8 protein-coding genes and 1 pseudogene are annotated in these 7,863 nt (G+C 45.3%); 5 read left to right on the top strand and 4 right to left on the bottom strand.

The window, feature by feature from the left end; genetic code table 11:
- Positions 1–216: ATP-dependent Clp protease adapter ClpS (clpS, locus tag F6J94_RS26070; protein ID WP_293045494.1), on the bottom strand; the 216-nt coding region annotated here is incomplete at its 3' end.
- 124 nt (positions 217–340) lie between these two features.
- Here clpS and F6J94_RS26065 point away from each other — a divergent pair.
- Positions 341–1,243, top strand: coding sequence for an alpha/beta fold hydrolase (locus F6J94_RS26065; RefSeq protein WP_293045490.1), 903 nt, complete (start codon positions 341–343; stop codon positions 1,241–1,243).
- 353 nt (positions 1,244–1,596) lie between these two features.
- The gene (locus F6J94_RS26060; RefSeq protein WP_293045487.1) at positions 1,597–2,502 is read left to right on the top strand and encodes an NF038130 family PEP-CTERM protein; all 906 of its coding nucleotides are present in this window, start codon (positions 1,597–1,599) and stop codon (positions 2,500–2,502) included.
- Between the two features lie 103 nt (positions 2,503–2,605).
- Here F6J94_RS26060 and F6J94_RS26055 read toward each other — a convergent pair whose 3' ends face one another.
- Positions 2,606–3,916 (bottom strand): dihydrolipoamide acetyltransferase family protein, encoded by a 1,311-nt coding sequence (locus F6J94_RS26055; protein ID WP_293045485.1) that lies wholly within the window; start codon positions 3,914–3,916, stop codon positions 2,606–2,608.
- A 647-nt stretch (positions 3,917–4,563) separates the two neighbouring features.
- Here F6J94_RS26055 and F6J94_RS26050 point away from each other — a divergent pair.
- A complete protein-coding gene (locus F6J94_RS26050) occupies positions 4,564–5,307 on the top strand; it encodes a PEP-CTERM sorting domain-containing protein (RefSeq protein WP_293045482.1) in 744 nt (247 codons plus the stop codon).
- A gap of 162 nt (positions 5,308–5,469) precedes the next feature.
- Positions 5,470–5,952 (top strand): hypothetical protein, encoded by a 483-nt coding sequence (locus tag F6J94_RS26045; protein WP_293045479.1) that lies wholly within the window; start codon positions 5,470–5,472, stop codon positions 5,950–5,952.
- A 145-nt stretch (positions 5,953–6,097) separates the two neighbouring features.
- Here the strand turns inward: F6J94_RS26045 and F6J94_RS26040 are convergent, their stop codons facing one another.
- Together F6J94_RS26040 and F6J94_RS26035 are read right to left on the bottom strand one after the other, a co-directional pair.
- Entirely contained in the window at positions 6,098–6,547 is a 450-nt protein-coding gene (locus F6J94_RS26040) for a YlqD family protein (protein ID WP_044495479.1), read from the bottom strand.
- 630 nt (positions 6,548–7,177) lie between these two features.
- Positions 7,178–7,747 (bottom strand): annotated as a pseudogene (locus F6J94_RS26035) (long-chain fatty acid--CoA ligase); the annotation flags it as partial.
- On the opposite strand from F6J94_RS26035, the gene F6J94_RS26030 reads away from it, so the two are divergent.
- The coding region (locus F6J94_RS26030; RefSeq protein ID WP_293045497.1) for an AMP-binding protein at positions 7,732–7,863 on the top strand (132 nt) is incomplete at its 3' end. The pseudogene F6J94_RS26035 and the gene F6J94_RS26030 overlap by 16 nt on opposite strands.

Genomic DNA, 7,863 nt, shown 5'->3' with positions numbered 1-7,863 from the left:
ATGCTCTTGAGCACAGGTAATCACCAATGCCAGCCCGGATGTATGGGCTTCCATCATAATATTGACTGCTTGAGGTTGAGTCAGACTCGTCACAGTTTCCATCAAGGTTTTAACCACATACTCCATAGAATTGAAGTCATCATTATGGAGCAATACGCGATAGCGAGGCGCGTGTTTACGAACTGTTGAACGCTTCTCAATGGTTTCGACTGACAAAGCTTGTCCCTCTCTATTTTAGGTGTTTACACAAACTCTCCATTATATACTGCCATTAGTCTAACATCAGACAGGTGGCAGGGAGCGCTATGATCAAAAAGTTAACATTACTTAATATTTTACCGTGACTACCCAGGTAATTGCTACCCCTTCTAATACTCCCATCCCTGGAACTTACTGGCAGTGGCGGGGGGAATCTATATATTATGTACAGGCTGGACAGAAGCCATCAGGATACCCACCCTTACTACTAATTCACGGATTTGGGGCATCTACAGACCACTGGCGCAAAAACATTGCTCAATTGAGTCAGGATTTTGAAGTTTGGGCGATTGACTTGTTGGGGTTTGGACGTTCTGCTAAACCAGATGGGGAGTACAGTGGCAATTTGTGGCGAGACCAGTTGGATGATTTTATTACAGAGGTGATTGGTCAACCAGTAGTCTTAGCTGGAAACTCCTTGGGGGGTTATGCAGCTTTGTGTGTGGCGGCACAGCGTCCTAGCTCCGCCGCAGGTTTAGTATTGCTCAATAGTGCTGGACCATTTAGTGATACTCAACCTGCTACTAAGGTCAATCCTGTTAAAAAAGTGCTCAATCAGGTAACCAAATCAATTTTTCTACAACCTTGGGCAAGTTTCCTGTTATTCCAGTACCTGCGGCGACCGTCAATTATTCGCAAAACCCTCCAGAAGGTTTATCTTGACCAGGATGCAGTAACGGAACAGTTAGTAGACGAGATTTATCGCCCGTCTTGTGATCCTGGTGCGGCTCAGGTATTTGCTTCTGTGTTCAAGTCACCCCAAGGGGAAAAAGTCGATGTGTTGTTGGAACAGATGACTTGTCCATTATTAATGCTATGGGGAGAAGGGGATCCTTGGATCAAGAGCAGAGAACGGGGAGCAAAGTTTAGGGAATATTATCCTCAGTTAACGGAATATTATCTACAAGCAGGACACTGTCCCCATGATGAGATACCAGAACAGGTGAATAATCTGATCAGGTCTTGGGTGATCGCTAATCGCTAATCGGTAATCGCTAATCGCTACAAGAATCAAAATTTATAGCACTACGGATTAAGGTTAGCACATTGATACAAGTTGAAAAAGGTGCGACCCGTGGCGAATTTAATTCTTAATACGGAAAGCGCACCTGCGCTGTTGTAGTAAACTTTTGCATGCATGCCTTTTGCCTCTTGCCTTGCCCGTAGCGCTATATTGCCCTATTCATGACTGAGGAACTGACGCAATCAGGATTATGTCAAAGATTAACATAACTTAAACCCCATCAAAAACGCGATCGCTAACATCCCACTCCGATACTAAAAAAAAGACACCAAGTGCTGCCAGCAACCTGAACAAACTCAAAGGGAGACATGTCAATGAAAAGCACAGTAATTAAAATGTGGCTCGGTGCCTCAATTCTTGCCGGTATGAGTGCGATCGCCACTACCCCAGCTGTTGCTGGAAGCCTCACCGGAGCGACCCTAATCGGTAGTGACTACCTCAAGATTGCATCTGACGGTATGTATACCCAGATAGATGACACTGCTAGTTTGTCAACTATCTTGCAAGGTGATGCTAGTGACCCTGGTGGAAACGTAGAGCTATTTGCCAGCAGTGAAACCCTGAGCTTGAGCGACTTTGTTACCCATACCGAAGTCACTAGCCTAACAGGTCAAATCGGTGGTAAGGACATCACCTTGAGCAGTCTGACATTCGCTGACTGGTTTACTGATGTTGGTGGTGGCATCAGATTGGCTCAGAAGTGGTTCAGTGATGCCTTAACTGCAAACGGTCTTGTATCTTTGATTGGGTCAGGTCTAGATAATTTGCTGTATGGACAATTCCTCGCCAATGGAGGATTGCAACGATTTAGTGATCCCAATATTTCCTACGTCAACCAAGATGACACAACAGGCCAAATTACCATTGGGCTAGCAGGTCACTTTAATGCTAGAGATATGTTGGCAGAGATAATTACTCCAGCCTTCGCTGGTTTCCTACCACCTAGTATACAGGCTAGTGAAATGGTCAAGGTTGAATACGATGGGAAAACCCAATACCTTTATGGTTTCGAGGCCACAGATTCTGGGCTGGTCAGCCTTGACGATAATAACGATTACACGTATTCTCACACAGGCAACTACCAACTGGCCTTCGGTGGCTCTCTTCCACCGCATTTATCGAACCCACAAGATGTGCCTGAATCCTCTACAGTGCTTGGTCTAATCGCTTTGGGTGGTTTGTTTACTGCTGGAGGGAAACTGCGAAAATCTCACTGTTAAGCAAAATAGTGAACAATTTTACTGAGAGGGGCGCACCGTTGTGCGCCCCTCTCAGTAATTAAATAATATGAAAAACAAGTAGGTGTAACCCAAAGGGATAAGCTTATAGAGTTAACGACTGCGGATCAGTTTCAATCAACTTCGCCAAGTCTTGCAAGAACGCTGCAGCATCAGTACCATAGATAATCCGGTGGTCACAGGTAATATTCACTTGCATCTGACGCTTTACTCCCATCATGCCGTCAGGGGTAGCTACTACCGTAGGACGGGATGCACCAATGGCCAAAATAGAACCCTGTCCTGGGGGCAAAATCGCATCAAACCGGTCTACACCAAACATTCCTAAATTGGATAGGGTGAAAGTACCGGAATTATATTCCTCTGGCTGCAACTGCTTAGTTCTGGCACGGTCTACTAAATCTTTCCAAGTGCGAGACAGAGAATAAATATCCAGCTGCTCCGCATGGCGCAATACTGGGGTAATCAATCCACCATCAGCCATTGCCACAGCCACCGCTACATTAATGGAACTGTGATACTGAATTCCCCGTTCGGTATAACTAGCATTGACCAAGGGATGCTTCTGCAAGGTAACCGCTACTGCCTTAGCTAGCAGCCCGGTCATGGTAACACCCTTAGGCTTAATTTTTTTGTATAACTTATCTAACTCATCGGTCGTGATGGTGTAACCAACCCTGAAGGTAGGCACTTGCAGGCTGACCATCATATTCCGCACCACTGCATTTTGCAGGGTATTGAACGGCACCACTTCTCCCAGGGGTACAGCCGCAGCAGGTGCTGGCAGAGGCGCTGGCATAGTTGCTGGGATGGGAGTGGGCATTACAGCCGGTGTCGGGGGTGGTGCTGGGGTGGTGGTTACTGGTGCCGGGGGAGTACTCACTTTACCTGCTGCTGCTTCCACATCCTCAGCCACAATCCTGCCATGGGGACCACTTCCTCTCAAGGTATTCAGATCAATCCGTAATTCCTTCGCTAGTTTACGAGCTCGGGGAGAAGCAATAATTCGTCCATTACGGCGGCTGGGAGTATCAGCAATGGCAGCGGGAGCGGTCTGTACCGGTTCTGGGGTTGATGCCGTTGCTTGCTGAGGCGTTGCTGTGTCAGTAGCTGGTGTAGATTGGGCAGCTTGTTGTTTAGCTGCCTCAATTTCCGCTTCCGTTTCCGCAATCAGAGCAATCGGGGCTCCCACCGGAGCAGAGTCACCAGCTGATACCGTGATTGTGGCAAGATAGCCTTCATAGAAGGACTCAACGTCCATATCAGCCTTATCCGACTCAACCACCACCACGGTTTCACCTTTTTCGACTTTGTCTCCGGGAGATTTTTCCCAGGAAACGATTTTGCCTTCGGTCATGGTTGAACTGAGGGCGGGCATGAAAACTTCGTGAATCATGGGGTGGTCTTCTAAATCAATTCTAGAGAGCTAGCAAAAACATTATGCCAGCTTGCATTGTAACTTGAATAAGCCCCAGAAAGCCATCGTACTCTGTAAAGAAACCATGAGGCGGGCTTCCATGGTTTTCTACAATACGGATATCCTGTTTGTCCTTGGGATTAGGGATTAGGGGAGTGGGTAGCTACCAATCACTCTATACATGCTCATGGCTTTTAACTAAAAGCTCTTATCTAGCAAAGGGAGCAGGGAGTAGGGAGTAGGGAGTAGGGAGTAGGGAGTAGGGAACTTTTGATCAAAAATTCCCACAATTCATTATAGGTACCTTTTACTAACCCTTGACGGCTGACAGGGTCAGTCTAATATCTAGTTTAGTATAATCTTAAATTGTATCGATTTTGGTTCCCGAATGAAGGTCACTTCACTAAATCTTTAATTAATAGACTCACACATTGAATAAATGAATAATTTATCCCAAGAGAGGAAACTTATACCTAACAGATAAGGTAAGCCAACATAAGATCACTATTATCATATACTTTGGAACGTAAAATTAGATGGAAAGCGTTAATTAAAACTCTCCAAAAAAATAAAAAAAAAACGATTAAAACGCTAAAATTCAGTAAGTATTTAAGGGTTTAAAAACCATGAAAAAGTTATCAACACTTACGCTCACAGCAGCCTTAGTTACTTTGGTAACAGTAGGTGCTAATCCCGCTCTAGCTGATACATACTTACTGGATTTTGAAAAGGATGATGCTGGTAACCTTCTCCAGGCGGGAACTAAAACAAATATTGGTGAGCAATGGGCAAAATTCGGTGTGCATATAACCAGTAATAAAGGGTCTAATCATCCCTTAAGGTTATTCAACAGCAATTGCGGACCTGATTTTGGGATTACATGCAGCGGTGGAGACGCTGACTTAGCCACGGGACCTTCATTTGGGACGAAGCCACAGGGTAACGTCTTAATTATCAATGAGAACACAAATGAAGAACCTGACGACTGGGCTGGCGGTGGCATCATTTCCTTTGCTTTTGATAAACCCGTTTCTCTCGATTATGTCACCCTTCTAGACATTGATGAGAATCTAAATAATACAAACGGATATCTGGAAGCCTTTCTGAAGGATGGCACAACAGAGAAACAATCACTAACACTTGGGACAGACAACTCCCTATCCACTTACGATTTCAGCTATCTTCCTGAATATTCAGTGACCAAGCTAGATATTAAACTACCAGGAAGTGGTGCGGTCTCTGGCATCAAGTTTCGCGATTTCCCAGATCCCCCTAAGCCTTCTAAGAAAGTTCCCGAACCAACTTCGACATTGGGTCTGTTGATGTTGGGTGCTATGGGTGCAGGGTCAGTGTTCAAGCGCTATAAATAATACCATCAGTAATTAGATGGACTTGGGTTAAGGGAATAATCTGTTTTGTGGAGTGTTAAGTGTTAAGTGTTGACCGTTGAATGTCGAGTTTTGAGCTTTGACTGTTGACTGTCAACAGCCGACAAGTTAGCTTGATTTCTATTGAATGCAAGTTGGTATGAAATGCTTAACAAAAAACTTTCCTTGACCGTGCTTACAGGTATTATCCTAATCCTGAGTGCTTGCAATCTGATTAGCAAACCCCCTGAACCCAAACCAACTGAGTCTCCTGCTAATGTCCAGACCAAGCGAGAAGACTACAAAGCCATTGACCTAGCCAATAAGGCAACACCTGATCAGCTGATTGGTGCCGATCCAAAAGCGATCGCATTATCTACCTTTGGTCAAAACCAATCACTGTTGATTGAAGGAAACTTTGATCAACAGGTCAAGGTAGATTATCCTAAACCTGATCAAGCGGTAGTCACCATCACTCAAACGGGTTTACCGGATGACTCTGTACGTGGCATCCGGTATCGTATTGAGTTATCACCCAAGGAATCAGCCCAAACTGGCAAACAGTGGCAGATCATGTGGGCTGGTCAACAGTTTACCTGTCGAGAGGGTCGGGGTCATCAGGATTGGTCTACGGAATTTTGCCAGTAATCGCTGGCTCAATGGCAAAGGGGTGAAAGACAATACACTTTTAAACACGGATAGACAGATAACCAACTATCTGTCTATCCGTGTCTATTCATCTGGTGTGACCTTTTCCTTAATCTGTAGCTATTAATTCAGCCTTGACATCGTACTAAATATCACCGCGAATTTCTTCGATAACCCCATCCCGCAGCAGAATTTCCACGTTCATCTTTTTGACTAGGTTATCTCCCTCTTCCACCCTGAAGAAGCTTTCTAGCTGACCTTGACTAACTTCCTGGTCGAGTTCGAGGGTTTGGACTTGTTGTAGTTGCTGAAGTTGCTGGTTTTTCTGCTCTAGCAGTTCACTTTTCTTTTGATTGACCTGGGTTTGAATGCTTTCAATTTGTTGCGATACCTGAGGACCAGGAGGATTCACGCTCTGGTTTTTAATCTCAGCGATCGCTTTTTGTCCCTGCAGATCAATCTGTTGCAGTTGGCCGTCGAGTTGGTTGATTTGATTTTGTAGTTGTTGCTGAACCTCTTCCTTCCATCGAGGGGTAACGATGGCTTTGATATTAATTGGCCGTTTCAAGAGTAAGTTCTTATTAGAGTCGTCCATATGCGTTCCACTATGTAAGTTTGAGGGATTGAGAGTGTGACTGGTTATATTGCTCAATAATTCTGAGAAAGAAGATTGAGGTTCAGTCTCAAGGTTCGAGGCCCGCACCTCTAAACCTTCTAACGTTTTAACAGAAACTCGCGGAATTCCCCACCTTCTTTGACGGTGGGGATGGATAGCCGAACGATTGATTATATGCTAATATCAAAATAACTCGCTTAGGTTTACATGGTCAGGCATGGGCTGATGATAGTTGAGCTAGGTGGATAAGAGATGTAGTCAAAGTGCGTGAACGAACTCGACCAGCGTTCGCCACAGCGTTTCGGCTTTCTCCGACGCTACGCGAACTGAAAAGGCAAGCGCAAGATGTCATGAGACATAATCGACTGGAACACCAGTTATAAACCGCGAAAACCAAGCGGCAAAAAAAGAATTACTGCCTGGGGAAGACGGGCGGCTGCCTGTGGACGCTAAGTAAGACCATCACCAGATTCAGTTCTGGACTTTCTATCTGCACGGAAGTACCCAACGTGGCATCAGCGGATGAAACGGGAAATCCTAAAGACGAATAAGACCGTCCTTGTGACGCCAGTTGGAAGCCCCAACTTGAGCGGATCTTGTTGGGGTACTTCACGCAAACATCGCGTCAATGATAGCGCGATAGCGTTCGGTGACTACAGGTCGTCGGATTTTAAAGGTTTGAGTCATCATGCCATTTTCCTGGGAAAACGGCTCTAGAATTAGCCTAAAGGTGCTGATGCGGTCATCTTGCCGATAACCTGGTCGATTTTGGACTTCTCGGTTTAATTCACTCCGGTATAAAGTCTGAACCTCTTTAGTATTTAAATCAACATCTTGAGCGAATACGTCAAGGGGAAGATTTTGAGCCGCTACCCACCCTTGCAAGGCATCTAGATTTGGTACTATTAAAGCACCCAATGCCTTTTGGTCTTGACCCACCAGCATAATCTGGTCAATGTAAGGACTGCGTAGACAAGCATCTTCTATCGGTTGTGGTTCGATATTTTCCCCATTGGTCAGAACTATAGTATCTTTGGCTCTGCCAGTTAGGACTAAATCATTCTGGGGGGTCACCCAACCTAAATCCCCTGTATCAAACCACCGGTCTCGATCAATTGCCTTAGCGGTAGCTTCTGGTTTGTGATAATATTCCTGCATTACCTGTGCTCCCTTTACCGCACACTCAAATCCGGATTGTTGACCCTGAGACTCATCAGCCTTTACCCCAAGGTCAAACAGGCTTGGTGATGGTAAAGGGAGCACAGGTAATGCAGGAATATTATCACAAACCAGAA

It is taken from the genome of Moorena sp. SIO1F2 (assembly GCF_010672755.1).
Taxonomy (GTDB): Bacteria; Cyanobacteriota; Cyanobacteriia; order Cyanobacteriales; family Coleofasciculaceae; genus Moorena.
Note: the sequence above shows the minus strand (reverse complement) of the source record. Positions and strands in the feature narration are given on the sequence as shown.

Coding starts and splice junctions, on each gene's coding strand:
- F6J94_RS26060 (WP_293045487.1), top strand. CDS start 1,597: ATGAAAAGCACAGTAATTAAAATGTGGCTCGGTGCCTCAATTCTTGCC.
- F6J94_RS26055 (WP_293045485.1), bottom strand. CDS start 3,916: ATGATTCACGAAGTTTTCATGCCCGCCCTCAGTTCAACCATGACCGAA.
- F6J94_RS26050 (WP_293045482.1), top strand. CDS start 4,564: ATGAAAAAGTTATCAACACTTACGCTCACAGCAGCCTTAGTTACTTTG.
- F6J94_RS26045 (WP_293045479.1), top strand. CDS start 5,470: ATGCTTAACAAAAAACTTTCCTTGACCGTGCTTACAGGTATTATCCTA.
- F6J94_RS26040 (WP_044495479.1), bottom strand. CDS start 6,547: ATGGACGACTCTAATAAGAACTTACTCTTGAAACGGCCAATTAATATC.